Origin of the sequence: Burkholderia sp. IMCC1007 (assembly GCF_027257875.1) — a bacterium.
GTDB lineage: Bacteria > Pseudomonadota > Gammaproteobacteria > Burkholderiales > Burkholderiaceae > Burkholderia.
This window is the reverse complement of record NZ_JAPVQY010000015.1, coordinates 47846-70462: the sequence shown is the minus strand read 5'-3', so window position 1 is coordinate 70462 and position 22617 is coordinate 47846. Positions and strand designations below refer to the sequence as shown.

The 22617-nt window shown below is 66.3% G+C and carries 20 protein-coding genes and 7 tRNA genes; 17 read left to right on the top strand and 10 right to left on the bottom strand.

The features are described from left to right. Positions 1 to 9 precede the first annotated feature (9 nt). Positions 10 to 684, top strand: a complete 675-nt coding sequence (locus O1Q03_RS16000; RefSeq protein ID WP_269504639.1) for a C40 family peptidase — start codon at positions 10 to 12, stop codon at positions 682 to 684. Positions 685 to 868: 184 nt separating this feature from the next. Here O1Q03_RS16000 and O1Q03_RS15995 read toward each other — a convergent pair whose 3' ends face one another. After that, positions 869 to 1795, bottom strand: a complete 927-nt coding sequence (locus O1Q03_RS15995) for a patatin-like phospholipase family protein (RefSeq protein WP_269504638.1) — start codon at positions 1793 to 1795, stop codon at positions 869 to 871. A gap of 281 nt (positions 1796 to 2076) precedes the next feature. Here O1Q03_RS15995 and gltX point away from each other — a divergent pair, with 281 nt between their 5' ends. The 9 genes from gltX (at position 2077) to O1Q03_RS15950 (ending at position 5491) form a co-directional block, all read left to right on the top strand. Beyond that, a complete protein-coding gene (gene gltX, locus O1Q03_RS15990) occupies positions 2077 to 3486 on the top strand; it encodes a glutamate--tRNA ligase (RefSeq protein ID WP_269504636.1) in 1410 nt (469 codons plus the stop codon). A 127-nt stretch (positions 3487 to 3613) separates the two neighbouring features. After that, a tRNA-Ala gene (locus O1Q03_RS15985) sits at positions 3614 to 3689 on the top strand. A 141-nt stretch (positions 3690 to 3830) separates the two neighbouring features. Beyond that, positions 3831 to 3906, top strand: a tRNA-Glu gene (locus O1Q03_RS15980). Between the two features lie 78 nt (positions 3907 to 3984). After that, positions 3985 to 4061 (top strand) — tRNA-Asp (locus tag O1Q03_RS15975). Between the two features lie 63 nt (positions 4062 to 4124). Further along, a tRNA-Glu gene (locus tag O1Q03_RS15970) sits at positions 4125 to 4200 on the top strand. A 79-nt stretch (positions 4201 to 4279) separates the two neighbouring features. Continuing rightward, positions 4280 to 4356: transfer RNA gene (locus O1Q03_RS15965), tRNA-Asp, on the top strand. 65 nt (positions 4357 to 4421) lie between these two features. Next, a tRNA-Glu gene (locus tag O1Q03_RS15960) sits at positions 4422 to 4497 on the top strand. Positions 4498 to 4570: 73 nt separating this feature from the next. Beyond that, positions 4571 to 4647 (top strand) — tRNA-Asp (locus O1Q03_RS15955). A gap of 379 nt (positions 4648 to 5026) precedes the next feature. Next, positions 5027 to 5491, top strand: coding sequence for a GNAT family N-acetyltransferase (locus O1Q03_RS15950; RefSeq protein WP_269504696.1), 465 nt, complete (start codon positions 5027 to 5029; stop codon positions 5489 to 5491). A gap of 24 nt (positions 5492 to 5515) precedes the next feature. Here O1Q03_RS15950 and O1Q03_RS15945 read toward each other — a convergent pair whose 3' ends face one another. After that, the gene (locus O1Q03_RS15945) at positions 5516 to 6397 is read right to left on the bottom strand and encodes an AraC family transcriptional regulator (protein WP_269504634.1); all 882 of its coding nucleotides are present in this window, start codon (positions 6395 to 6397) and stop codon (positions 5516 to 5518) included. A gap of 295 nt (positions 6398 to 6692) precedes the next feature. Between O1Q03_RS15945 and O1Q03_RS15940 the strand changes: the two genes are divergently transcribed. Continuing rightward, positions 6693 to 7106 (top strand): gamma-glutamylcyclotransferase family protein, encoded by a 414-nt coding sequence (locus tag O1Q03_RS15940; protein ID WP_269504632.1) that lies wholly within the window; start codon positions 6693 to 6695, stop codon positions 7104 to 7106. Between the two features lie 61 nt (positions 7107 to 7167). On the opposite strand, the gene O1Q03_RS15935 is transcribed toward O1Q03_RS15940, so the two are convergent. The 3 genes from O1Q03_RS15935 to O1Q03_RS15925 form a co-directional block, all read right to left on the bottom strand. Continuing rightward, complete coding sequence (locus O1Q03_RS15935) at positions 7168 to 8496, bottom strand: IS4 family transposase (protein WP_269504630.1); 1329 nt, start codon at positions 8494 to 8496, stop codon at positions 7168 to 7170. Positions 8497 to 8668: 172 nt separating this feature from the next. Then, complete coding sequence (gene aceB / locus O1Q03_RS15930; protein WP_269504629.1) at positions 8669 to 10261, bottom strand: malate synthase A; 1593 nt, start codon at positions 10259 to 10261, stop codon at positions 8669 to 8671. A 67-nt stretch (positions 10262 to 10328) separates the two neighbouring features. After that, the gene (locus O1Q03_RS15925; protein WP_269504627.1) at positions 10329 to 11090 is read right to left on the bottom strand and encodes a haloacid dehalogenase type II; all 762 of its coding nucleotides are present in this window, start codon (positions 11088 to 11090) and stop codon (positions 10329 to 10331) included. Positions 11091 to 11247: 157 nt separating this feature from the next. Here O1Q03_RS15925 and O1Q03_RS15920 point away from each other — a divergent pair, with 157 nt between their 5' ends. Then, a complete protein-coding gene (locus O1Q03_RS15920) occupies positions 11248 to 12153 on the top strand; it encodes a LysR family transcriptional regulator (RefSeq protein ID WP_269504626.1) in 906 nt (301 codons plus the stop codon). A gap of 192 nt (positions 12154 to 12345) precedes the next feature. Next, the gene (locus O1Q03_RS15915; RefSeq protein WP_269504625.1) at positions 12346 to 12780 is read left to right on the top strand and encodes a universal stress protein; all 435 of its coding nucleotides are present in this window, start codon (positions 12346 to 12348) and stop codon (positions 12778 to 12780) included. 212 nt (positions 12781 to 12992) lie between these two features. On the opposite strand, the gene aceA is transcribed toward O1Q03_RS15915, so the two are convergent. The 3 genes from aceA to O1Q03_RS15900 form a co-directional block, all read right to left on the bottom strand. Continuing rightward, positions 12993 to 14300 carry an isocitrate lyase gene (gene aceA, locus O1Q03_RS15910; RefSeq protein ID WP_269504624.1) on the bottom strand — a complete coding sequence of 436 codons (1308 nt, stop codon included), beginning with the start codon at positions 14298 to 14300 and terminating at the stop codon, positions 12993 to 12995. 380 nt (positions 14301 to 14680) lie between these two features. Next, a complete protein-coding gene (locus O1Q03_RS15905; protein ID WP_269504623.1) occupies positions 14681 to 16222 on the bottom strand; it encodes a DEAD/DEAH box helicase in 1542 nt (513 codons plus the stop codon). 357 nt (positions 16223 to 16579) lie between these two features. After that, positions 16580 to 16849: an acyl-CoA-binding protein gene (locus O1Q03_RS15900; RefSeq protein ID WP_269504621.1), complete on the bottom strand. Its 270-nt coding sequence runs from the start codon at positions 16847 to 16849 to the stop codon at positions 16580 to 16582. 148 nt (positions 16850 to 16997) lie between these two features. Between O1Q03_RS15900 and tsaB the strand changes: the two genes are divergently transcribed. The 4 genes from tsaB to O1Q03_RS15880 are packed head-to-tail and all read left to right on the top strand — an operon-like array spanning position 16998 to position 20236. After that, positions 16998 to 17765 carry a tRNA (adenosine(37)-N6)-threonylcarbamoyltransferase complex dimerization subunit type 1 TsaB gene (gene tsaB / locus O1Q03_RS15895; RefSeq protein WP_269504619.1) on the top strand — a complete coding sequence of 256 codons (768 nt, stop codon included), beginning with the start codon at positions 16998 to 17000 and terminating at the stop codon, positions 17763 to 17765. After that, positions 17762 to 18262, top strand: coding sequence for a ribosomal protein S18-alanine N-acetyltransferase (rimI, locus tag O1Q03_RS15890; RefSeq protein ID WP_269504618.1), 501 nt, complete (start codon positions 17762 to 17764; stop codon positions 18260 to 18262). The genes tsaB and rimI overlap by 4 nt, the downstream gene beginning before the upstream one ends. Then, positions 18249 to 19280: a uracil-DNA glycosylase gene (locus O1Q03_RS15885; protein ID WP_269504617.1), complete on the top strand. Its 1032-nt coding sequence runs from the start codon at positions 18249 to 18251 to the stop codon at positions 19278 to 19280. The genes rimI and O1Q03_RS15885 overlap by 14 nt, the downstream gene beginning before the upstream one ends. After that, positions 19277 to 20236, top strand: coding sequence for a DUF1853 family protein (locus O1Q03_RS15880; RefSeq protein WP_269504616.1), 960 nt, complete (start codon positions 19277 to 19279; stop codon positions 20234 to 20236). The genes O1Q03_RS15885 and O1Q03_RS15880 overlap by 4 nt, the downstream gene beginning before the upstream one ends. A gap of 18 nt (positions 20237 to 20254) precedes the next feature. Here O1Q03_RS15880 and thiD read toward each other — a convergent pair whose 3' ends face one another. After that, the gene (thiD, locus tag O1Q03_RS15875; protein ID WP_269504615.1) at positions 20255 to 21064 is read right to left on the bottom strand and encodes a bifunctional hydroxymethylpyrimidine kinase/phosphomethylpyrimidine kinase; all 810 of its coding nucleotides are present in this window, start codon (positions 21062 to 21064) and stop codon (positions 20255 to 20257) included. 58 nt (positions 21065 to 21122) lie between these two features. Continuing rightward, entirely contained in the window at positions 21123 to 22430 is a 1308-nt protein-coding gene (lplT, locus tag O1Q03_RS15870; protein ID WP_269504613.1) for a lysophospholipid transporter LplT, read from the bottom strand. Positions 22431 to 22617 lie beyond the last annotated feature (187 nt).

Sequence of the window (22617 nt, the reverse complement as noted above, 5' to 3'; positions counted from 1 at the left end):
CATCGACCAATGCAGCATCGATCCCTGACCCAGGCATGCGCGCGCACCATCGCCGGGCTATTCATCGGCGCCCTGTTCGCAGCAGCTTCCGGCGCGTTCGCCGACGAAGTCAGCAGTTTTAACCAGAACGTCACGAATTCGGCCCAAATCGGGTCGCCTTCCTCCCTCCAGCAGACCAGCGCGCAGCCGTCGACCGGCGGCGCAAAGTCGTTCCTCGCCGGCATGGCGGGCAAGGCAGGCGACGTGGTCGTCGGCGCGCTCAACATGATAGGCGTGCGTTACCGCTGGGGCGGCAACTCGCCGGATTCGGGCCTCGACTGCAGCGGCTTCGTCCGCTACGTGTTCCAGGACACGCTCGGCATGTCGCTGCCGCGTCGCGCGGAGGAGATGAGCCGCGTCGGCGAGAAGGTCAGCATGAGCAACCTGAAGCCGGGCGACCTCGTGTTCTTCAATACGATGCGCCGTACGTTCTCGCACGTCGGCATCTACATCGGCGACAACAAGTTCGTGCATTCGCCGTCGACCGGCAGCACCATTCGCGTCGACGATCTCGACAGCGGCTACTGGGAAAAGCGTTTCACCGGCGCACGGCGCCTCGAATCGGAGTTTCCGATGAAGGCCGACGATCTGCGCCAGCGCGTGCGCGCGACGATCGGCGACGATACGGCGAACGGCAACAACTGACGCTCGCCGGCAAACCGCCGGATCAAGAAAACCCTGTCACCGAAAGGCGGCAGGGTTTTTGTTTTGCTGCGCGCGCAGGGCGAGTGACGAGTGGCGAGCGCCGAACGGAGCGGCCGCCGACGGCGGCTGGGCGGCCGGGCTGCCGTCGATGGCCGCGCGCCGCGCAAGGCGGCGCGTCGTCGCGTTACGCGGCAGCGACGCCGCGGGCCGCCGCGAGCTTGCGCTGCAGCTCGGGCATGATGCGCGCGACGGCTTCCTCGCCCGCGAGGACGGCCGCGTTGCGCTGGTTGAAGTCGCTGCCGCCCATCGCCGGGAGGTTCGGGCGGATCACGACGTCCGCATATTTGTCGAGCTCGTAGGTCTTGATCGTCTGCCCCATGATCGTGAAGGTCTGCAGCAGCATCTCGATCGGATTGTTGGTCGCGGCACCGTCCGGGCGCGCCGAGATGTCGACCGCGATCACGAAGTTCGCGCCCATCTTGCGCGCAAACGATGCGGGCACCGGGCTCACGAGGCCGCCGTCGACGTACTCGCGGTTGCCGATCTTCACGGGTTCGAACACCGACGGCACGCTGCACGACGCGCGCACCGCGAGCCCCGTGTTGCCCTGCTGGAACAGGATCGGCTGGCCGCTCTGCAGATCGGTCGCGACGACGCCGAGCGGCCGCGTCATCTTTTCGATCGGCCGGTTGTTGAGCGCCTTGTTCAGGAAGTTCTGCAGCGCGACGCCCTGCAGCAGCCCGCGCGAGCGGAACGGCAGCGCCCAGTCGCTGATCGATGCCTGATCCATGTCGAGCGCGATCTTGTTGATCTGCAGCCCGCTCATGCCGGACGCGTACAACGCGCCGACCACCGAGCCTGCGCTCGTGCCCGCGACGATGTCGATCGGGATGCCGCGCGCCTCGAGCGCCTTCAAGACGCCGATGTGCGAGAAGCCGCGCGCGGCGCCGCCGCCGAGCGCGATGCCGATCTTCACGGGTTTCTCGCGCGACTGCGCGGAAGTCGCGGCGTTGTCGGGACGGGACTTGTCGCCGAACGACGTGCAGGCAGCGAGGCTGGCGGACGCGCACGCGATCGTGAAGTGGCGGCGCGACAGGCGAGGGGACGACATCGAATGGTTCTCCGGCGGCTGGGCGGCGGGCCGTGCGGCCCGCGGCGGCGATAGGTTCCGAGTGGCCGAGCGACTTGCGAACGTGCGGCCGGCGCGGCGCCGGCTGGCGGCCGCGGCGCGCACATCATAAAGCAAGCGGCGCGCTTGGCGCGATGACGGGCGCGAGTATAATTCCGGCTTCTTTCCCGTTCCGGGCGCGGCCGGCCCCATTGCTGTCCGGGCTGTCGCCGTCGATCCCGCGTCGAATCATTCATGCGCCCCAGGCGTTCGAGTTACCGTTTATGACCCGTCCTGTCCGTACCCGCTTCGCGCCGAGTCCCACCGGCTTCATTCACCTCGGCAACATCCGCTCCGCGCTCTATCCGTGGGCGTTCGCCCGCAAGATGAAAGGCACGTTCGTGCTGCGTATCGAGGATACCGACGTCGAGCGTTCGTCCCAGGAAGCCGTCGACGCGATCCTCGAAGGGATGCAGTGGCTCGGCCTGGATTTCGACGAAGGCCCGATCTACCAGATGCAGCGGATGGACCGCTATCGCGAGGTGCTTGCGCAGATGCTCGAGAAGGGCCTCGCGTACCCGTGCTACATGTCGGCCGAGGAACTCGACGCGCTGCGCGAGCGCCAGCGCGAAGCCGGCCTGAAGCCGCGCTACGACGGTACGTGGCGTCCGGAGCCGGGCAAGGTGCTGCCGGAGCCGCCGGCCGGCGTGAAGCCGGTGCTGCGCTTCCGCAATCCGCTGACCGGCACGGTCGTGTGGGACGACGCGGTGAAGGGCCGTGTCGAGATCTCGAACGAGGAGCTCGACGACCTCGTGATCGCGCGTCCGGACGGCACGCCGATCTACAACTTCTGCGTGGTCGTGGACGACATGGACATGAACATCACGCACGTGATCCGTGGCGACGACCACGTGAACAACACGCCGCGCCAGATCAACATCCTGCGCGCGCTCGGCGGCGAGCCGCCCGTCTATGCGCACCTGCCGACCGTGCTGAACGAGCAGGGCGAGAAGATGAGCAAGCGGCATGGCGCGATGAGCGTGATGGCGTACCGCGACGCAGGCTTCCTGCCGGAGGCCGTCGTCAACTATCTCGCGCGTCTGGGCTGGTCGCACGGCGACGCCGAGATCTTCTCGCGCGAGCAGTTCGTCGAATGGTTCGATCTCGAGCACCTCGGCAAGTCGCCCGCGCAGTACGACCACAGCAAGCTGAGCTGGCTGAATGCCCACTACATCAAGGAAGCCGACAACGCGCGCCTTGCCGCGCTGGCGAAGCCGTTCCTGGATGCGCTCGGCATCGACGATGCGGTCATCGCGACGGGCCCGGCGCTCGACGCGGTGGTCGGCCTGATGAAGGATCGCGCGACGACGGTCAAGGAAATCGCCGAAGGTGCCGCGATGTTCTATCGCGTGCCGGCACCGGACGCCGACGCGATCGCGCAGCACGTGACCGACGCGGTGCGACCGGCGCTGGCCGATCTCGTTGCCGCGCTGAAGGCGGCCGACTGGACGAAGGAAGCGGTGTCCGCCGCGCTGAAGGCGACGCTCGGCGCGCACAAGCTGAAGATGCCGCAGCTCGCGATGCCGGTGCGCCTGCTGGTGGCGGGGACGACGCATACGCCGTCGATCGACGCGGTGCTGGTGCTGTTCGGCCGCGACATCGTCGTGTCGCGCATCGAGGCTGCGCTGGCCTGAGGTTCGGGCGTGCGCGAAGCCGTCGGCACGGGATGTCGCGGCGTCTTCGCAAAAATTTCGCTCGAATCGCAAAAAGGGTATTTACAAGTTCGAATTCGGTCCATATAATCTCATTTCTGTTCTGCAAGGGGGTATAGCTCAGCTGGGAGAGCGCTTGCATGGCATGCAAGAGGTCAGCGGTTCGATCCCGCTTACCTCCACCATCAGAACAAAAGATTGATTTGCGAAGCAGTGGTAGTAGTAATAAATGCTTCACAAAATGATTTAAAGCAGTTAGAATTTCGGCCTTCGCTGTTGACGCTACTAAGTAAATAGCGAAAGTCAGACAAATCTGAAAAGATCATGTCCCCTTCGTCTAGAGGCCTAGGACATCACCCTTTCACGGTGAGTACAGGGGTTCGAATCCCCTAGGGGACGCCAGATTCAGCGGCGTTTCGTAGAAGTGTTGCAAGGCTTGCAGGAACGTAACCGACGTCCTGCAGGTTGGGTAAGAAAGCTGGAGCGGTAGTTCAGTCGGTTAGAATACCGGCCTGTCACGCCGGGGGTCGCGGGTTCGAGTCCCGTCCGCTCCGCCAGAACGAAGCCCGTTCAAGACGTTTTTGAGCGGGCTTTTGTATTAAGGATGTAGGCAGTACGTTGTCCCCTTCGTCTAGAGGCCTAGGACATCACCCTTTCACGGTGAGTGCAGGGGTTCGAATCCCCTAGGGGACGCCAGATTCAGCGGCGTTTCGTAGAAGTGTCGCAACGCTTGCAGGGCGTGAACGTGGTCCTGCAGGTGGTGGTGCAGAAAGCTGGAGCGGTAGTTCAGTTGGTTAGAATACCGGCCTGTCACGCCGGGGGTCGCGGGTTCGAGCCCCGTCCGCTCCGCCAGAACAAGCCCATTCAAAATGAACGCTTTGAACGGGCTTTTGCGTTAAAGATGTAAGCAGTACGTTGTCCCCTTCGTCTAGAGGCCTAGGACATCACCCTTTCACGGTGAGTACAGGGGTTCGAATCCCCTAGGGGACGCCAGATTTCGGCGTCGTTCGAACAAACGATGCGCCGGCAGGAAGTAACCGACGCCTGCCAGGCAAGCAGTAAGACTGGAGCGGTAGTTCAGTCGGTTAGAATACCGGCCTGTCACGCCGGGGGTCGCGGGTTCGAGTCCCGTCCGCTCCGCCAAACAAACAACAATGCCCGCCTTGTGCGGGCATTGTTGTTTGTGCATTCGGTTTTGCGCCCGCTTGCGGGCGCGTGACTGCGGAGTGGAGGAAGCCGCCTGCGCGGCTTCCGGCGGGACGAGAAGGGCTGCGCGTGCACGCGCAGCCGCGGCCTGCGGGATGTAGGCGAGTCCCGTCCGCTCCGCCAAACAAACAACGATGCCCGCCTTGTGCGGGCATTGTTGTTTGTGCATTCGGAAATGAAGAAGCCCACCTTTGTGCGGGCTTCTTCATTTGTGCTTCAGCGCGAGCGCCACCGCTGGCGCCGCTACGAGAAATTCGCGATTGCATCCGCCCGCGACTGCGCTATCGTGGCGGGATGCGTTCTTGACCCCTGCGCGATGCTCGATCCGACCGACCTGCGACTGCTGTACCAGCTCCGGCCCGCGGAGCCTGGCGACTTCCCGTTTGCCGAAGCGCTGACGCACGGCAACATGGGCGGCTATTACAAGCGCCATGGGCTCGTCTGGCGCAGCGACCTGTTCTATGCGAGCTGGCGCGAGTCCGAGAACTTCATCCTGGAGGCGGACGGCGAGCGTATCGGCGTGCTGCGTGTGACCGAGGAAAGCGATTCGCTGCATATCCGCGACGTGCAGATCGCGGCTGGTCATCGCGGGCAGGGCGCCGGCACCTACATGCTCGACATGTCGCATCGCTGGGCCCGCGCCCGCGGGCTGCACGAATTGCAGCTGCGCGTGTTCGTCGACAATCCCGCCGCCCGGCTCTACCAGCGCATGGGCTACCGCGTCACCGGGCCGAGGCTTGCGCAGCTCGGATCGATCCGTCACATGGTGCGCCCGGTCTGAGCGCATAAAGATTCGACGCGCGGCTCAGCGGCCAGCGCCGATCGCCTCGTCGTCGGCCCCTTCGTCGTCCGCTGTGATGCTGCCTTCCGGGCCGCGATGTTCGTAGCCGCGCAGCATGAATGCACGCGGGCTCTCGCCGAATGCGCGCCGGAACATCGCCGAAAACGCACTCTGGCTTTGATAGCCGAGCTCGCGCGCGATATGCGACAGCGGTCGACCCTGGTTCAACAGCGGGATCGCGCGCGCGAGCAGCGCCTGCTGCCGCCATTGCGAGAAGCTCACACCGAGTTCCTGTTTGAAAAGCCGCGAGATCGTGCGGGTGCTCGCGCCGACCTCGCTTGCCCAGTGTTCGAGCGACTCCGCGTGCGCGGGTTGGGCGAGCACCGATTCGCACAGCGTGCGCAGCCGTTTTTCGTCGGGCATCGGCACCGCGAGCGGCAGCGGTTCGGCGTGGCTCAGTTCGTCGAGCACGAGCCCGCACAGCAGCCGCTCGCGGCTGCTGCTGAGATCGCGCGCGTCGAGCGCGACGATCAGTTCGCGCAGCAAGCCCGTCACTTCGACGACCCGGCATGCGTCGAGCCCGTCCGGCACGATCGACTCGTCGATATACAGCGTGCGCAGATACGCCTCCTCGACGATCACGACCTCGTGCGTAATGTGCGGCGGCACCCAGATCGCGCGGGACGGCGGCACCATCCACGTCGTCCCGGTCGTCGCGACGCGCAGCACGCCGCGCGACGCGTACGCGAGTTGCGCCCACGCGTGCGTGTGCAGCGGGATCCGGCGGCCGGCATCCACCTGCCGCGCGCGAACGCGCATCGGGTGAACGCGCGTGGGCGCGAACTCGGGCGGGATGTCGATTACGTCGTACGGATTCGATGCGTCGGCTTGGGCTGGCGGATTCATGGACGACTCGGGCGGCGCGGCGGCGATGCCGTTATTTTAGAAGGCGCCGCGCAGGCGCATGCGGCGGTTTTTCGGCCGATAGTGCACCGTTCAAATGAACTTTGTATGGAGCCGTGCACATTCCGGCGTGCGGCACGAGCCGCTGCCGGGCAGCGCCGCCTGCCGAACAGAACCTTCGGGCCGCCGCCGCGGTCTATCGATGTGGACGCGTTTTGCGTGTTTTGCGCGTTTTTCGGGCAAGCGACGCGCAAACAGCGTCCAGTCCGGCAACACCTGAATCGAAGAGGAGAACCAGATGCGCTACGTATTCGTCTACGGCACGTTGAGAGCGGGAGAAGCCAACGACATCGGCCATGTGGCCGCGCGGCACGGGATCGCCGCGCCGACGCTGCTCGGTGCGGTCGCGCTGCCGGGCGAACTGTACGATTTCGGCACGTATCCGGGGATGATCGCCGGCTCGGCCGATCAGTCGCTCGTATGGGGCGACGTCTACGAGATCGACGAGCCGCTGATGCCCGTGCTCGACGAGATCGAGCGCGTCTATCCGGGCGTCGACACGCTGTTCCGTCAGGAACCGGTGAGTGTCGAACTCGGCGGCCGCCAGTACGCATGCGTCTACTATCCGGTTGCCGCACATGCGGTGGCCGACCGTCCGCGCATCGCGTCGGGCGACTGGGTCCAGCATCGGCGCGAGCGGGCAGCCGCCTGAGCGTCCGTGCGGCCGGCAACCGCGCCGCAAAAAGAACAAGCGCCCCGCGGGGTAATGCCGTTCAGTTAAGGTTCTTTTTAAGGACACGGACGGCATAGCGTTTGGGTACAGCCTTCACGGCCCGCTCGAATTTTCGAGCGGGCCGTTCTTCTTTGAGGAGCGCGACCAGACGTAGTCGCAGTCGTTGCAGTAGGGCTGGGAGTTTGCCCTGCGCACGGGTAACAGCGGCCCAGTGCAATTCGTACTGGATGACGTGGAAGGCGCGCACGAAGCTAATCTCGGTCGGCTCGCACTTCACCGCAAGCGCGGCCTTGGCAATCTCCAATCGCACGAGGTTGTAGGCAATTAGCGTGCCCCAGATTTCCTGATACACCCCCTCAACGCTGCGGCTACGCAGGATCGGCGCCATGCCCATCATCGCATGCTTGAGTTCTCGATAGCTGGTTTCAATTTGCCAGCGGCGCACATAGCAGGCCACGATATTGGCGCTCGTGTAGCGTTTTCGGTCGAACAGTGACGTCAGCAGTACGCGCTTTCGGGCACTTGAGTCGATCATGGTGACGGCTCGCGCCTGCCACACCTCAGGCAGCTCCGGGCATTTCTTGCGTGCCTGGGGCGACACGCGCATGCTTACCACGGCATCATCAGGTGTTCCCTCGATGACTTCCCATTTGGTGTTGGCCTTGGCCGGGATGAGGAAGTGACGGTTCGAACCCACGCTGCTCAAGCCACACAGGATTTCTGCAGATAGAAACCCCTTGTCGAATACTGTCAGCGAATCATCGGGGATGGCGTCGAGCAGATCCTTGGCATATAGCATCTCGTTCCTGCCATATGGACCGAACGTCGCGCTGCGGATCAGGTGCGTGGGCACGGCAGTCAGCGTCACGCCACGGACCTGCGGATAACTGGCGACGGTGTTGCCGGCATAAACCTGGGCGCCGAAATGAGCCCGATGCTCGGGGGTGTCCGCCGTCCTCAGCGTCGTGCCATCCATTGCAAACAGGCTCAACCCCTTGAACAGGTATTGTTTGCGGTCCTGCTCAGCCCACGCCTTGGCCGACAATTCGAACAGCGCCTTCAGTGGTTGCGCGCCCAGGCGCTGCCGGGCCTGAGCGACAGCGCTCTTGCTGACGAACGGCGCCTGCATATCCGGTAACGCAAGATCGAGATCGTCGACAACCTCACTGATCGATTGATGCCGATACAATGCCAGCGCAATAACCAGCCAAACAACCTGCTCAGCGGGCAAGCGGCGTTGCCGGATGCTCGCCCGTCCCGTGTAAGCCACCACCTGCTCAATCCACTCGTAGGGCAAGTGCTCGCCCAGGCGAGCCCAGTCGGGCGTCTCCTGTTCTTCAGCGAGAAAATTCAGGGTGTCATCAAGCATGGCGACGCAGGTTAACAGCCCCCGTCACCGTTTACAACACCCAAAACAAAAATGCCGTTCAGCTCTTAACTGAACGGCATTAGCCCCGCGGGGCGCTTTTTTCATGCCGCCGTGCCGTACGGCCGGCGGGCAGAACGACGCAGACCAGGCCCGGCCGGGCCCGGTCCGGCCGTCAGATTTCCTCGTACAGCGGCAGCGTCAGGAATTCGGTGAAGCCTTCCGACGTCGACATCTGTTCGAAGATCGCCGCGGCACGCTCGTACGGCTGCGTGTTGCCGCCGACCGAGTGCTTCACGTTGTCGAGCTCGGCCTTCGTGTATTCGCGCACGAGTTCCGCCGTGACCTTGCGGCCGTCGTCGAGCACGCCCTTCGGCGAGCGGATCCATTGCCACACCTGCGAGCGGGAGATCTCGGCCGTCGCCGCGTCTTCCATCAGGTTGTGGATCGGCACGCAGCCATTGCCGTCGAGCCATGCGCCGAGATAGTGGATCCCGACGTTGATGTTGTTGCGCAGGCCGGCTTCGGTGATCGGCGCTTCCGGCTGGAAGTCGAGCAGGTTCTTGCCTTCGACCTGCACGTCGTCGCGCTGCTTCGCGATCTGGTTCGGCTTGTCGCCGAGCACCTTGACGAACTCTTCCATCGCGATCGGCACGAGGCCCGGGTGCGCGACCCAGCCGCCGTCGTAGCCGTCGGTCGCGTCGCGCTGCTTGTCCGAGCGCACGCCGCCCATCGCCTTGTCGTTCGCTTCCGGATCGTTCTTGATCGGAATCAGCGCGCTCATCCCGCCGATCGCCGGCGCGTTGCGCTTGTGGCAGGTCTTCAGCAGCAGCAGCGCGTACGCACGCATGAACGGCACCGTCATCGTGATCTTCGAACGCTCGGCCAGGCAGAAGTCGCGGTCGTTCTTGAACTTCTTGATCGCCGAGAAGATGTAGTCCCAACGGCCGGCGTTCAGGCCCGAGCTGTGTTCGCGCAGTTCGTACAGGATCTCGTCCATCTCGAACGCGGCGAGGATCGTCTCGATCAGCACCGTCGCGCGGATCGTGCCGCGCGGCACGCCGACCGCTTCCTGCGCGGCGACGAAGATGTCGTTCCACAGGCGCGCCTCGAGATGGCTTTCCATCTTCGGCAGGTAGAAGTACGGGCCCGAGCCGCGCGCGATCAGCTCCTTCGCGTTGTGGAACAGGAACAGCGCGAAATCGAAGATGCCGCCCGACACGCGCTGGCCGTCGACCGTCACGTGTTTCTCGTCGAGGTGCCAGCCGCGCGGACGCACGATCAGCGTCGCGACCTTGTCGTTCAGCCGGTACGACTTGCCGTTCTGCTCGAGCGAGATCGTACGGCGCACCGCGTCCTTCAGGTTGATCTGGCCGTCGATCTGGTTCGTCCAGTTCGGTGCGTTCGAATCCTCGAAGTCCGTCATGTACGAATCAGCGCCGGAGTTCAGCGCGTTGATGATCATCTTGCGCTCGACCGGGCCCGTGATCTCGACACGCCGGCATTGCAGGTCGGCCGGCAGCGGCGCGACCTTCCAGTCGCCTTCGCGGATCGCCTTCGTGTCGGCGAGGAAATCGGGGCGCTCGCCGGCATCGAGGCGCTGGGTGCGCTCGACGCGGGCCTGCAGCAGCGCCTGGCGGCGCGGCTCGAACGCGCGGTGCAGCGCTGCGACGAGTGCGAGCGCTTCGGGCGTCAGGATCGCTTCGTAACCCGGCTTGATGTCGCCGGTGATCGCCATGCCTTGCGGCAGCGTGATCGGGGTGCTCATGAGTCTCATCTCCTTGGTCGGTCAGTTGCGGTTTCGGTGAAGGGGGAAGGCGGCAGCGCTGCGAACGTCATGCGCCCGGGCCGGGGCGCGCGCGGTTTGCGGGTTTGCCGGACGGAGCCGGGGCGGCGAGGAATGCGAGCAGGTCGGCCATGCCGGTGCCGGTGCCGTCGGGCGGCGCGCCGAGTTCCTCGGCGGGCGCGCCCGTGCGGTTGAGCCAGAACGTCGTGTAGCCGAACCACGCGGCCCCCGCGACGTCCCACGCGTTCGACGACACGAACACGATGTCGCGCGGGTTCGCCCCGAACGCGGCTGTGCCGAGTGCGTACGCGACGGGGCTCGGCTTGTACGCGCGGACTGCATCGGCCGACAGCACGCGATCGAACAGGCCGGTCATGCCGGCGCTCTTGATCGCGATGTCGAGCATCTGCGGGGTGCCGTTCGACAGGATCGCGAGCGGCGGGCGCGGTTCGAGCGCGCGCAGCTTGCGCAGCGCGGGCACCGTGTCGGGATAGGTCGACAGGCACGCGTATTCGTCCATCAGCCGCTTTTCGGCCGCGCTATTCAGCGCGAGCCCGAGCCGCCGCGCGGCGAACCGGAGCGCGTCGAGGGTGATGTCGCGGAACGGGCGATAGTGCGCGCCGGCCGGATCGGCCAGCGTGCGCAACTGCGAGTATTCGATTTGCTTGCGTCGCCACAGCTGCGACAACCGTTCCCCGTGTCCAGGAAACATCTGCTCCGCAGCGGCCAGCACCGCACGCACGTCGAACAACGTGCCGAATGCGTCGAAGATGATTGCGTCGGGAGAGGAGAGTGTCGTTGTGGCCGACATAGCCTTGCGCTCCGGTTTCAGAGGTCGGGTCGATTCTATTCGTGATCGAAGGTGCTAAAAAAGACGCTAATCATCACTTGATCTTTTACTTTCATATACCTAATCTGGGCGGCTCACGCTATTTGAAGGGCGGCGATGCCGTCCTCTCGACAGAGTCATGGACCGGTTCAAGCAGATCGAAACGTTCGCCGCGGTCGCGGCGAAGGGCAGCCTGTCGGCGGCCGCACACGCGGAAGGCGTCGCGCCGGCGATCATCGGCCGCCGCCTCGACGCGCTCGAGGAGCGGCTCGGCGTCAAGCTGCTGGTGCGCACCACGCGCAAGCTCACGCTGACCTTCGAGGGCTCGGCATTCCTCGAGGATTGCCAGCGCATCATCAACGACATGCAGAACGCGGAGGCGAGCGTGTCCGCCGGCGGCGTGAAGGCCAGCGGCCACCTGCGCATTTCGGCGCCGGCCGGGTTCGGCCGGCGTCACGTCGCGCCGCTCGTACCCGAATTCAGCGGCGCGCATCCGGACGTGTCGGTCACGCTGGATCTGTCCGACCGGATGGTCGACCTCGTCAACGAGGGATTCGACTGCGCGGTGCGGCTCGGCGAGCTGCCCGATTCGTCCCTCGTGTCGCTGAAGCTCGGCGAGAACCGCCGCGTGTGCGTCGCGTCGCCCGCGTATCTCGCGCGGCGCGGCACGCCGCTCACGCTCGCGGAACTGGCGCGCCACAACTGTCTCGCGCTTGCCGCGAACGCGAACCAGCAGCGCGGCTGGGCGTTCCAGGACGGCGACAAGGTCGTGTCGATTCGCGTGAACGGCACGATGGAGTGCTCGGACGGCGCGGTGCTGCACGAGTGGTGTCTCGCCGGTCACGGCCTCGCATGGCGATCGTGGTGGGAGGTCGGCGACGACATCGCGGCCGGCCACCTCGTCAGCGTGCTGGACGCGTTCGCGGCGCCGCCGATCGGCATTCATGCGGTGTTTCCGCAGCGCCGCCACCTGCCGCTGCGTGTGCGTCTCTTTCTCGATTACCTGAAACATACGTACGAAAGGCCCGGATATTGGGGCGAGTAGGGCGTCTGCCGCGCGAGCCGGAGCCGCCGGCGAGCCGTGCCGGCCCGCGTGTTTCCGATATGAGGGCGAACCCGCTGCCGTCGCCGGTCGCGCCGTTTCGCGCACTACAATCGAAGCTGGCATGCGCGACGCGTCGCGGCCGGATCGCACGGGTTCGCGGCGCACGCGGTGCGACTGACGCAGGAGGGCGCGATGTTCCGGCACATCCTCGTTCCAACCGACGGTTCCGAACTGTCGCAAAAGGCGATCGACGGCGCGATCGATCTGGCGCGCGCGGTCGGCGCGCAGATCACGGCCTATGCGTGCCTGCCGCAATATCCGTACTCGCCGTTTTCCGAAGTGATCATCGAGCCGCCCGCCGATTTCCGGGCGCGCAGCGAGCGCGAGGCGCGCGCACATCTCGACGACGTGCAGGCGGCCGCGCAGCAGGCCGGCGTCGTCTGCGACAGCTGGACGAGCGTGCATCCGTCGCCTTATCTCGGCATCATCGAGGCGGCCGAACGCGGCGGCTGCGACGTGATCTTCATGGCGTCCCACGGACGCCGCGGGCTCGGCAGCCTGTTGATCGGCAGCGAAACGCAGCGCGTGCTGACCCATACGAAAATTCCGGTGATCGTCTATCGGTAGGACTGGCGCCGTCTGCGCCGCGCGGGCCGCAGCGCCGCAGAAAAAGGGCGCGCCGGGCGAAGCCGGCGCGCGTTGCGACTGGCGGCACGAAGCCGCGCGGCCGGTCGCGCGAATCACCGCGCGCCTGCCGTCTCCTCCCTGATTCTTATTCGGTATCGCCCGATGCCGCGCCGTCGCATGACCGACGGGCACCGGTGCGTCGCTTGCACGCGTCAGGCGACCTTCTTGCCGTCGAAGAACTGTTCGTCTTCGGTCGAGCCGTGCAGCGCGGTCGTCGACGCTTCGCGCTCGACCGTCTGCGTCACTGCGTCGAAGTAGCCGGTGCCGACTTCGCGCTGGTGCTTGACGGCCGTGAAGCCCTTGTCGGCCGCCGCGAACTCGGCCTGCTGCAACTCGACGAACGCGCTCATCTGCGTGCGGGCATAGCCGTGCGCGAGGTTGAACATCGAGTAGTTCAGCGCATGGAAACCGGCCAGCGTGATGAACTGGAACTTGTAGCCCATCGCGCCGAGTTCCTTCTGGAACTTCGCGATCGTCGCGTCGTCGAGGTTCTTCTTCCAGTTGAACGACGGCGAGCAGTTGTACGACAGCATCTTGCCCGGGAACTGCTTGTGGATCGCTTCCGCGAACTTCTTCGCGTACTCGAGATCCGGCTTGCCGGTTTCGCACCAGACGAGATCGGCGTACGGCGCATACGCGAGGCCGCGCGAGATTGCCTGCTCGATGCCCGGCTTGGTGCGGAAGAAGCCTTCGACCGTGCGCTCGCCCGTCAGGAACGGCTTGTCGTTGTCGTCGATGTCGGACGTGATCAGGTCTGCGGCTTCCGCGTCGGTCCGCGCGACCAGCACCGTCGGCGTGCCCATCACGTCGGCGGCGAGCCGCGCGGCCGACAGCTTCGCGACCGCTTCGCGCGTCGGCACGAGCACCTTGCCGCCCATGTGGCCGCACTTCTTCACGGAAGCGAGCTGGTCCTCGAAGTGGACGCCCGATGCGCCGGCCTCGATCATCGCCTTCATCAACTCGAACGCGTTCAGCACGCCGCCGAAGCCGGCTTCGGCATCCGCGACGATCGGCGCGAAGAAGTCGACATAGCCTTCGTCACCCGGGTTCTTGCCTTCCGACCACTGGATCTGGTCGGCACGCGTGAGCGTGTTGTTGATGCGCTTGACGACGAGCGGCACCGAGTTTGCGGGGTACAGCGACTGGTCCGGGTACATTTCGCCGGCGACGTTCGCGTCGCCCGCCACTTGCCAGCCGGACAGGTAGATCGCCTTCAGGCCGGCTTTCACCTGCTGCATGGCCTGGTTGCCGGTCAGCGCGCCGAGGGCGTTGACGAACGGCTCTTCATTGATGAGGCTCCACAGCTTTTCGGCGCCGCGCTTGGCGAGCGTGTGCTCGACCACGATCGAGCCGCGCAGGCGGACCACGTCCTCAGCCGTGTAGCTGCGCTTGATGCCCTTCCAGCGCGAATCGGTTTCCCATTGCTTTTGCAGTTCCTGTGCCTGTTGCTGACGCGACATGATGAGCTCCTTGATGTGCGTGTTGCCTAATGGGTCAAAACGGACGGTGGCGATGCGGTTCGCGAAGCGGGCCGGTGTGGCGTTCCCGTTCGTGAAGTCTTGTATAAGAGTCTAGGCAAATCGGCCGGCGCGAGACAGGGACTTTTTCGGGATAGGAGGAAAAATTTAGTTGTTATTAATCAATTGATTGCGATGCGCGTTTCGCAATGAGGAACGTATTTTTCCATCCCGCAATCGCGGGGTTGTGCCGCGCAGCATGCCTTTTTACGACGCAAAAAAATTTTCCGCATCGTGAAATGCGGGGCGGGACGAAAAAAAACCGGCGCGGATGCGCCGGTCTGCCGGATAGGCGAGGCGGCCGAGAGGCCGCCCGTGCGTGCTTACGACGCGGAGTTGCTGCGACGCGGCCCGCTGCTGCGCTGGCCGTCGCGACGCGGGCCACCGTCACGGCTGCCGCTCGGCTTGCCGCTCCAGCCGCCGCCATTGCCGCCGCCGTAGCTGCGGCCGTTGCCGCCATGACCGCCGCCCGGCTTGCCGCCGAAACGACGACCGCCGTTACCGCCGCCCGGACGGCCGCGGCCGCCGTTGCCACGATCGTTGCGCGGGGGCGCCTTGCGCGGTTCGAAGCCTTCGATCACGTTGACCGGCAGCGGCGAGCGCACGAAGCGCTCGATGCGCTTGAGCGCGCCTTGTTCGGCGTGGTGCACGAGGCTCACCGCGGTGCCCGAACGGCCGGCACGGCCCGTACGGCCGATCCGGTGCACGTAGTCTTCCGCGAACTTCGGCAGGTCGTAGTTGAACACGTGCGTGATGCCCGGGATGTCGATGCCGCGTGCCGCGACGTCGGTCGCAACCAGCACGCGCACGCGACGCTCGCGCAGCGCGCGGATCGTGCGGTTACGCGCGCCCTGCGGCAGGTCGCCGTGCAGTGCAGCCGATTCGAAGCCTGCGTCGGCGAGGCGGCCGGCGAGCTGGTCGGCGTCGATCTTGGTCGCCGTGAAGATGATCGCCTGGTCGAGCGCGTCGTCGCGCAGCAGGTGATCGAGCAGGCGATCCTTGTGGTCGCGGTCGTCGACGTAATGCACGGTCTGCGCGATGTTCGCGCGCGATTCGAGGCGCTGCTGGATTTCGATGCGCTCCGGATCCTTCAGCAGGCGGCTCGTCAGCGAACCGATCTTGCCGTCGAGCGTGGCCGAGAACAGCATCGTCTGGCGCGACTCGGGCGTGGCGGCGACGATCGTTTCGATGTCGTCGATGAAGCCCATGTCGAGCATGCGGTCGGCTTCGTCCAGTACGAGCATCTTCAGCTCGGACAGGTCGATGCGGCCACGCTCGAGGTGGTCGAGCAGACGGCCCGGCGTCGCAACCAGGATTTCCGGGTTCTTCGCGAGCAGCATCAGCTGCTGGCCGTAGGCCACGCCGCCGAGGATGCTGACCGTGCGCAGGCGCTTCAGGTGCTTGCCGTAGGTCGACGCGGCCGTGGTGACCTGCATCGCGAGTTCACGGGTCGGCGTCAGCACGAGCAGGCCCGGGCGGGCGACCGGCTGCGGGCGGCGCACGCGGCGGTCGCCCTGGCTCGGTTCACGCGGCGCGCGCGGTTGCTGCGCCAGCGTCTTCTGGAGTTGCGCGAAGCGTTCGATCGCGGGCAGCATGAATGCGGCGGTCTTGCCCGAACCGGTCGGGCTCGATACCAGCAGATCCCGGCCGGCGATGCCGGCCGGAATCGCGCGCTGCTGGACGGGCGTCGGCTTGGCGTAGCCGGCGGCCTGCAGCGCGGAGACGATCTCCGGCGACAGCCCGAGCGACGCGAAAGTCGGCTCGTCCGACGTCGGTTCGACCGCGGCCGGTGCGGCGGCGTCGTCGAGACCGAGCGCCTGGTCGGCGATCGCGTTGAGCGGGCTGGTGTTGATGCTCGAAGTCATAACAATCCTTGAAACACAGTGGGTGAAACGTCGGCGCCAATCGCGCATACCCAAGTCGTCGGATTCAGCGAGCAAATCGGGAAACGGGTGCAATCCGCCGAACCTTCGGCGGATGAGGCATTAGAAGCTGTTTTGGGTGCGGCGCGCTTCTGGAGCGAGGCCGCCAGCCTAGTTGACGACCGCGAGGGTCGAAGCAGGAGGGGACAGGTTCTAAACCGGATTGGAGCTTAACGCTACGAGGCGTCGGGCCGGAACGGCTTACGAGCCGAGCGCGGGAAGTGACGCAGGCCGCATTATAGAGAATATTGCTGCGCTGCGCCACTGATTTGATTGCCTATTGCGGGTGGGGCGGAGTAATCAGGACGCCGTGCCGTTCTTCAGCGATTCGACGAGGTCGATGTACTGCTGCTTCGCCGCGTCCTGCGACGTGCCTTTCAGCGCGTCCCACGCATCGTACTTGTACTTGCCGACGATATCGGTGAAGCCCGGCTTGTCGCCGTGCGCATCGCCGTCGGTGGCCTGCTTGAAGAGCGCGTACAGGCGCAGCAGGGTCAGGTTGCCCGGACGCTCGGTCAGTTGCTTGACGTCGATCTGCGCCTGGTCGAAGCGGGCGGTGAGGTCGCTCATCGGGTGTCTCCGTAAGGGTTTCGAGTCGGGCGATCTTAACAAGCGACGCGCGGCGCGGGGTCGAGCGATCCTTCCAAACCGCTGGCGGCGCGCGCGCAGCGGGCGGAATCAGGCCCGATCGCCCGTGGGAGCGGGGCGCCGCATTACAATGTCGGCCATGACGCAAACAGTGCTCCTCGCCATCGATACGTCGACCGAATACTGCTCGGTCGCGCTGCTGCGCTCGGCTCACGCCGATGACGCCGTTTCCACCCCGCAAACCTGGGCCCGCCACGAGCTGACGGGCGCCGTGTCGAGCACGCGCGTGCTGCCGGCGATCCAGGCGCTTTTCGCCGAATCGGGCCTGACGCTCGCCGACTGCGATGCGATCGCGTTCGGCGCGGGCCCCGGCTCGTTTACCGGATTACGCACCGCGACCGGCATCACGCAGGGTCTCGCGTTCGGGCGCGGGCTGCCGGTCGTGCCGGTCGGCACGCTGCTCGCGTGCGCCGAGCACGCGCGGCTGCGTGCGCCCGGCACGACGCGCGTGCTCGCCGCGCTCGACGCGCGAATGGACGAAGCGTACTGGGCCGACTTCGTGTGGGACGACGGCACGGGCGACTGGCGCACGCTGCATCCGGCTTCGCTCGATGCGCCGGGCGCCGTCGGCGTACCCGACGCGCCGTTTACGCTAGCGGGCAACGCGGCGGCTGCATTCGGCGCGCAGTTGCCGGCCGCGGCGCGCGCGGCCGTGATCGACGGCGAAGCGCTGCCGCATGCGCTGGCGGTCGCGCATGCCGCGCTGCGGGCGTTTCGCGCCGGCCGCGCGGTGCCGGCCGACCAGGCCGCGCCCGAATACGTGCGCGACAAGGTCGCGCAGACCACCGCGGAGCGGCTCGCGGCGCGTGCCGCGCAAGCGGGCGGAGCGAAAGGATGACTGGCGTACTGCTGAGCGACCGCTATCTGTCGCCGATGACCGATACGGATCTCGACGAGGTCGTCGCGATCGAGCAGGTCGCGTACGAATTCCCGTGGAGCCGCGGCAACTTCGAGGATTCGCTGCGCAACGGCTACTTCGGCGTGTGCCTGCGGCACGTGACCGGCGCGCTCGTCGGCTACTGCGTGCTGATGCCGGTGATCGACGAAATGCACCTGCTGAACCTGTGCGTCGCGCCGGCCGCCCAGCGCTCTGGCGCGGGTCTCGCGCTGCTGCGTGAGGCCGTGCGCGTTTCGCGTGCGGAAGGGCTCGACGGCGTGCTGCTCGAGGTGCGACCGTCCAATCAGCGCGCGGTCCATCTGTACGAGCGCTTCGGTTTCGTCACGATCGGCCGGCGCAAGAACTACTATCCGGCGCGGCATCGCAGCCGGGAGGATGCGATCGTGATGCGTCTGACGCTGAACAAGGATGAAGGGGACGCGCATGGCGTGGGCTGAAGCAGCGCTCGAGGAAATGGGGCTCGCGCAGCGCTGGGTGCGGCGCGGGCAACGCGCGGCGACCGAAGCGATCGAAGCGCCCGCTGCGGCGGACGAGCCGTCTGCCGTTGCGGCTGCAACCGTCGCGCAAGTGCCGCAGCCGGTGGTTAAGCAGGCGCGCGACGCGCAGGTCCCGGCAGCCCGTGAACGCGTACGCGACGATGTGCCGCCGGTTGGCGGGCCTGCGCGCGATGCGGTGCCGGCCGATGGCGCGGGCAATGCTGCCCGCGCGGCGCTCGACGAAGGCGGTGCTCCCGTGCAGCGCATGCCGGCTGCCGCCGCGGACGACATGCCGCCGATCACCGAAGACGATTTCGCATGGTTCGACGCCGCGCCGCCGGGCGACCCGCTGCCGGCTGCCGACGCGCGTCCCGCCGCCACGCCGATTGCGGCGCTCGACTGGGATACGCTTGCCGCGCGCGTGGCCGATTGCACGAGCTGCCGTCTGTGCGAGAAACGCACCAACACCGTGTTCGGCGTTGGCGATCGCGACGCGGACTGGATGCTGGTCGGCGAAGCGCCGGGCGAGCACGAGGACAGGCAGGGCGAGCCGTTCGTCGGCCAGGCCGGCAAGCTGCTCGACAACATGCTGCAGTCGCTGTCGCTCAAGCGCGACGAGAACGTCTACATCGCGAACGTGATCAAGTGCCGGCCGCCCGGCAACCGCAATCCGGAACCCGACGAGGTCGCGCGTTGCGAGCCGTACCTGCAGCGCCAGGTCGCGCTCGTGAAGCCGAAATTGATCGTCGCGCTCGGGCGTTTCGCCGCACAGACGCTGCTGAAGACGGACGCGAGCATCGCGTCGCTGCGCGGGCGCGTGCACCAGTACGAGGGCGTGCCGGTGGTCGTCACCTACCACCCCGCCTATCTGCTGCGCAGCCTGCAGGACAAGTCGAAGGCGTGGGCCGACCTGTGCCTCGCCCGCGACACGTTCCGGCGTGCAGGCAGCGCCGACGCGAACGAGCCGCCGGCACCATGACGACCGGCGCGGCGTTCGCGTTCGTCGATACGCTGCGCGATGTCGCGGTTCGCGACCTGGGCTGGCTCCTCGCGAGCCCGAGCCTGCTTACCGCGGCGCCCGGCGCGCCGCTCGCGCATCCGTGGTCCGATGCGGTCGAACGGGTGGCCGTCGAAGCGTGGCTCGTCGCGCTCGACGCCGCGCCCGAGCCGTTGCACCGGGCGCTCGACGTGTTGCGTCCCGTGCGGCTCGGCCGCTATGCCGAATGCCTGCTCGAATATTTCCTCACGCACGGGCCGTCGCTGCGGCTCGTCGCCGCCAACCTGCCGCTGCGCAGCAACGGCAAGACGCTCGGCGAAGTCGACTTCCTCGTCGACGCGGTGGCCGGGCAGCGCCTGCACTGGGAACTCGCGGTGAAGTGCTATCTGTGCGCGCCGGTGCGCGGCGACGCATCGCTCGCGGATTTCGTCGGCCCGAATCTCGTCGACCGCCTCGACCGCAAGCGCAGCCGGCTGCTCGACCATCAGCTGAGGTTGAGCGCTCGCCACGGATTTGCGCTGCTCGGCTACGGCGCGCCGTCCGATGCGCAGATGTTCGTCAAGGGATGGTTGTTCTATCCGCATGGAGCGCCGCTGCCGCCGGTGTCCGCGGAAATCGCGGCGGATCATTGTCGCGGCTTCTGGCTCACGCATGCGCAGTGGCCGGCCTGGGCGGCCGCGCAACCGGACGGCGTGGGATGGAACGTACTGGCGCGACTTGCATGGCTTGCGCCGCGGTATGGTGCGGCCGACGCCGCGCCCGAGCCGCTGTCGAAGGCGCTCACGCTGCCGCCGGTGCTGACGGCACGCCAGGCCCCCGCGCTGATCGGCGTTCATCGACCGGACGGCGACGGTGCATGGCGCGAAATATCGCGCGGCTTCATCGTGCCGGACGACTGGCCCGCACGCGCGCAGGCATTCGCGGCAGAAGACGACTGACGCCGCGTCACGCGGCGCTTACCACCAGCGATGGAAGTGATGGACGGGGCCGACGCCGTGGCCGACGTCGAGCTGGCCGCTCGCGGCGATCGCGCCGGTGAGATAGGCCTTCGCTTCGCGTACCGCGCTGTCGAGATCGGGCTGCTGCGGCAGCAGTGCCGCGATCGCCGACGACAGCGTGCAGCCCGTGCCGTGCGTGTTGCTGACCGGCACGCGTGTGCCGTCGAGCCGCACGACATGCGCCGCATCGACGAGCCAGTCGGGGCTCGCGGCTGCATCCGGCAGGTGACCGCCCTTCATCAGCACGGCGCGCGCACCGGTCTTCAGCAGCGCGCGGCCTTGCCGGACCATGTCGTCTTCCGTCGTTGCCGGCGCATCGCCGAGCAGTGCCGCTGCTTCGGGCAGGTTCGGCGTGACGACGGTCGCAAGCGGCAGCAGCACGTCGCGCAACGCGTCGACCGCATCGGGCGCGAGCAGCGCGTGCGAACTCTTCGAGATCATCACCGTGTCGAGCACGACGAAGCGCGGGGCGTAACGCCGCAGCGCATCGGCGACCGCATCCACGATCGCCGCGTTCGCGAGCATGCCGATCTTGACCGCGTCGATGCGGATGTCGTCGAACACGGCGTCGAGTTGCGCGGTGACGAACGACGCGTCCGGCACGTGGACGCCGGTCACGCCGCGCGTGTTCTGCGCGGTCAGCGCGGTGATCGCGCTCGCGCCGTACGCGCCGAGCGCGGAAAACGTCTTCAGGTCGGCCTGGATGCCTGCGCCGCCGCCGGAGTCGGAGCCGGCGATCGTCAGGACGTTGGGTATCGGGTGCGTCATGATGGCAAGGCGCCGGTTCGAGGACCGGCGCCGACGGACGGAAACGGGAAGTGTAGCGTCAGTGCCGCGATTCGCCGATCAGCGCGACCGAATCGAACTGACGCTGGTTCGCCTGGTGGCGGCGCATCACGAGCCACATCGTCAGGCACACGAACGTGCCGAACAGCACGATCACGACACCGACCGGCACGTCGAGCCAGACCAGCACCGCGTACAGGCACAGCATCACGAGCACCGACAGGTTCTCGTTGAAGTTCTGGACCGCGATCGAGTGGCCGGCCGACAGCAGCACATGGCCGCGATGCTGCAGCAGCGCGTTCATCGGAACCACGAAATAGCCGGACAGCGCGCCGACGGCGATCAGGAACAGGTACGCGACGATCAGGTACACCGGCAGCCGCAGATGGCCGAGGTGCAGTGCCCAGTTCGACGGGAACAGGTGGCGCGTATAGAACGCCATCAGCATGACGGCGATGCCCATGATGATGCCGACGGGCAGCACGCTGAGCGACTTCTTCAGCGGGATGCGCGCGGCGGCCGCGATGGCGCCGCCCGCGACGCCGACCGCCACCACGGCCTGCAGGATCGCGCCTTCGGACAGCGACATGTTGAGCGATACTTCGGCCCACTTCAGCACGATGAACTGCAGCGTCGCGCCCGCGCCCCAGAACAGCGTCGTGACGGCGAGCGAGATCTGGCCGAGCTTGTCGCGCCAGAGCACCATGAAGCAGTCGGCGAAATCGGTGAGGAGCTTGACCGGGCCGCGCTCCTGCTTCGGGTAGCGCGCGCCGGTGTCGGGAATCCGCAGGTTGAAGATCGCGGCGACCACGTAGATCGCCATGATGATCGCCATCGCCGCTTCGGCGGGCGTGCCGATCCAGGCGGGCGTGTGCGCGATCACGTGCGACGCGATGTGCGGGCTGATCAGCGCGCCGCCGAGCACGGTGCCGAGAATGATCGAGCTGACGGTCGTGCCTTCGATCCAGCCATTCGCGGCGACGAGCCGGTCGGCCGGCAGCAGCTCGGTCAGGATCCCGTATTTCGCGGGCGAGTAGGCCGCGGCGCCGAACCCGACGATGCCATACGCGATCAGCGGATGCGCGCCGAACAGCATGATCAGGCAGCCGACCACCTTGATCGTGTTGGTGATGAACATCACGCGGCCCTTCGGGCGGGAATCGGCGAACGCACCGACATAGGCCGCCAGTACCACATAGGACAACACGAAGAACAGCTTGAGCAGCGGTGTCATCCAGTTGGGGGCGTGTAAGTCTTTCAGCAGGGCGATGGCGGCGATGAGAAGCGCATTGTCGGCCAACGACGAGAAAAACTGCGCGGCCATGATGGTGTAAAAACCTTTTTTCATCTGATGCGATGCTTTCGTCGCTGCGGCAGGGCCGCGTAGGCCGCCTGGTATGCGATCGGCTTATTCCGTTCGAAATGGGTTGTGCGCACGGCTTTATAACACGAAAATACGGCAATTCGGACTAGCAAGATTCCCCGATCGTTCCGCAAATTGTCGGCTTCGGTGCTCAAAAGGCGCGGTAAGCTGA

What these genes read in the sequence shown, in the direction of transcription:
- O1Q03_RS16000 (WP_269504639.1), top strand. Translation starts at nt 10, where the DNA reads ATGCAGCATCGATCCCTGACCCAGGCATGCGCGCGCACCATCGCCGGG.
- O1Q03_RS15995 (WP_269504638.1), bottom strand. Translation starts at nt 1,795, where the DNA reads ATGTCGTCCCCTCGCCTGTCGCGCCGCCACTTCACGATCGCGTGCGCG.
- gltX (WP_269504636.1), top strand. Translation starts at nt 2,077, where the DNA reads ATGACCCGTCCTGTCCGTACCCGCTTCGCGCCGAGTCCCACCGGCTTC.
- O1Q03_RS15950 (WP_269504696.1), top strand. Translation starts at nt 5,027, where the DNA reads ATGCTCGATCCGACCGACCTGCGACTGCTGTACCAGCTCCGGCCCGCG.
- O1Q03_RS15945 (WP_269504634.1), bottom strand. Translation starts at nt 6,397, where the DNA reads ATGAATCCGCCAGCCCAAGCCGACGCATCGAATCCGTACGACGTAATC.
- O1Q03_RS15940 (WP_269504632.1), top strand. Translation starts at nt 6,693, where the DNA reads ATGCGCTACGTATTCGTCTACGGCACGTTGAGAGCGGGAGAAGCCAAC.
- O1Q03_RS15935 (WP_269504630.1), bottom strand. Translation starts at nt 8,496, where the DNA reads ATGCTTGATGACACCCTGAATTTTCTCGCTGAAGAACAGGAGACGCCC.
- aceB (WP_269504629.1), bottom strand. Translation starts at nt 10,261, where the DNA reads ATGAGCACCCCGATCACGCTGCCGCAAGGCATGGCGATCACCGGCGAC.
- O1Q03_RS15925 (WP_269504627.1), bottom strand. Translation starts at nt 11,090, where the DNA reads ATGTCGGCCACAACGACACTCTCCTCTCCCGACGCAATCATCTTCGAC.
- O1Q03_RS15920 (WP_269504626.1), top strand. Translation starts at nt 11,248, where the DNA reads ATGGACCGGTTCAAGCAGATCGAAACGTTCGCCGCGGTCGCGGCGAAG.
- O1Q03_RS15915 (WP_269504625.1), top strand. Translation starts at nt 12,346, where the DNA reads ATGTTCCGGCACATCCTCGTTCCAACCGACGGTTCCGAACTGTCGCAA.
- aceA (WP_269504624.1), bottom strand. Translation starts at nt 14,300, where the DNA reads ATGTCGCGTCAGCAACAGGCACAGGAACTGCAAAAGCAATGGGAAACC.
- O1Q03_RS15905 (WP_269504623.1), bottom strand. Translation starts at nt 16,222, where the DNA reads ATGACTTCGAGCATCAACACCAGCCCGCTCAACGCGATCGCCGACCAG.
- O1Q03_RS15900 (WP_269504621.1), bottom strand. Translation starts at nt 16,849, where the DNA reads ATGAGCGACCTCACCGCCCGCTTCGACCAGGCGCAGATCGACGTCAAG.
- tsaB (WP_269504619.1), top strand. Translation starts at nt 16,998, where the DNA reads ATGTCGGCCATGACGCAAACAGTGCTCCTCGCCATCGATACGTCGACC.
- rimI (WP_269504618.1), top strand. Translation starts at nt 17,762, where the DNA reads ATGACTGGCGTACTGCTGAGCGACCGCTATCTGTCGCCGATGACCGAT.
- O1Q03_RS15885 (WP_269504617.1), top strand. Translation starts at nt 18,249, where the DNA reads ATGGCGTGGGCTGAAGCAGCGCTCGAGGAAATGGGGCTCGCGCAGCGC.
- O1Q03_RS15880 (WP_269504616.1), top strand. Translation starts at nt 19,277, where the DNA reads ATGACGACCGGCGCGGCGTTCGCGTTCGTCGATACGCTGCGCGATGTC.
- thiD (WP_269504615.1), bottom strand. Translation starts at nt 21,064, where the DNA reads ATGACGCACCCGATACCCAACGTCCTGACGATCGCCGGCTCCGACTCC.
- lplT (WP_269504613.1), bottom strand. Translation starts at nt 22,430, where the DNA reads ATGAAAAAAGGTTTTTACACCATCATGGCCGCGCAGTTTTTCTCGTCG.